Origin of the sequence: Cryobacterium adonitolivorans (genome assembly GCF_004402695.1) — a bacterium.
Lineage (GTDB): Bacteria > Actinomycetota > Actinomycetes > Actinomycetales > Microbacteriaceae > Cryobacterium > Cryobacterium adonitolivorans.
Window position 1 is genome coordinate 1 of sequence record NZ_SOFL01000054.1, and the last position, 1,239, is coordinate 1,239.

A 1,239-nucleotide genomic window follows, 5' to 3' on the forward strand; every position below is an offset into this window, starting at 1 on the left:
GGGCGAATTCAAACGGTGGAAGCAACAGGGGCTAATTCCTTCCCCGAGACTAGCTCGCTGAGCAAATCGGCTGGGGTGCGGCGTTTGAGGGTTTTGCGGGGCCGCTCGTTCAGTTCAGTGGCGACCTCAAGGAGGCGTTGCGCGCTGTGGGCGTTCAGATCGGTGCCTTTCGGGAAATACTGGCGCAGTAGGCCGTTGGTGTTCTCGTTCGAGCCGCGCTGCCAGGGCGAGGCCGGGTCACAGAAGAAGATCGGAACCCCGGTGGCTTTGCTGATCTCCACGTGCCGGGCCAGCTCGGTTCCCTGATCCCAGGTCAACGACCGCCGCAGAAGCACGGGCAATGCGTCCAGGGCGCCGATGAGTCCGTCGTGGAGTTCAGTTGAGCTGTGGCCGTTGGGTAGATGCACCAGGACGACAAACCGGGTCGTGCGTTCAACCAAGGTCGCGATTGCCGATCCTGACGCGGATCCGACGATCAGATCGCCCTCCCAGTGACCGGCCACCAGTCTGTCGTTGGCCTCTTTGGGCCGCTCGCTCAACATCACCTTGTCGCGGATCTTGCCCGCCGCGTTCAGCTGCGTGGCCCGCGGTTTCCGCGCCGATCGGCCCCGTCGCAGGTGCCGATGCAAATGAACTCCGACGTAACCGCGGCCTTGAACGTAGAGGCTCTGATAGATCGACTCGTGCGAGACCTGCAGCTCGGCCTGGCCGGCGAACACGACCGCGAGGTCGTCACTGATCTGCTGCGGACTCCAGTTCTTCCGCAACCGCTCCTCTACGACAGCGGCAAGTAGCCGGTCCTCGAGCTTGCTCGGCTTGGGCCGGCCCGCTCTGATCACGCAGCGTTTCTGCGCGGCATAAGGCCGGTAGCTGCGCGTTGTCGGGTGGGAATTGCGGCGCAGCTCACGGCTGATCGTCGACGCGGAGCGCCCCAGATCCCGTGCGATCGCGCGAACGCCGGCACCGTCCAGCCGCAGATCCGCGATGCGCAGACGTTCCTCCTGGCCCAAGTAGCGCCCCGAAGACGCCACGGCCGGAACGGGTATTCGCCCGCCAGCGGCCTTGATCCACCGGTATCCCTGTCTGCGATTCACTCCCACAGATTCACACGCGGCCGCCGCCGACATCCCTCCACGGACCCGAACCCAGAACAAGTTCTCGCGATCCTTCAACACCACTCTCGACGCCATCAACAACACCTCACTCATACGGTGTTGCTACGACCCCTTGAAGCCGCCC

At 64.2% G+C, this 1,239-nt stretch carries 1 protein-coding gene; it reads right to left on the reverse strand.

All coding sequences use genetic code 11. The features are described from left to right. Positions 1-8: 8 nt before the first annotated feature. Positions 9-1,127: an IS30 family transposase gene (locus tag E3O42_RS16440; protein ID WP_420897895.1), complete on the reverse strand. Its 1,119-nt coding sequence runs from the start codon at positions 1,125-1,127 to the stop codon at positions 9-11. Positions 1,128-1,239: the final 112 nt, after the last annotated feature.

Coding starts and splice junctions, on each gene's coding strand:
- E3O42_RS16440 (WP_420897895.1), bottom strand. CDS start 1,127: ATGTCGGCGGCGGCCGCGTGTGAATCTGTGGGAGTGAATCGCAGACAG.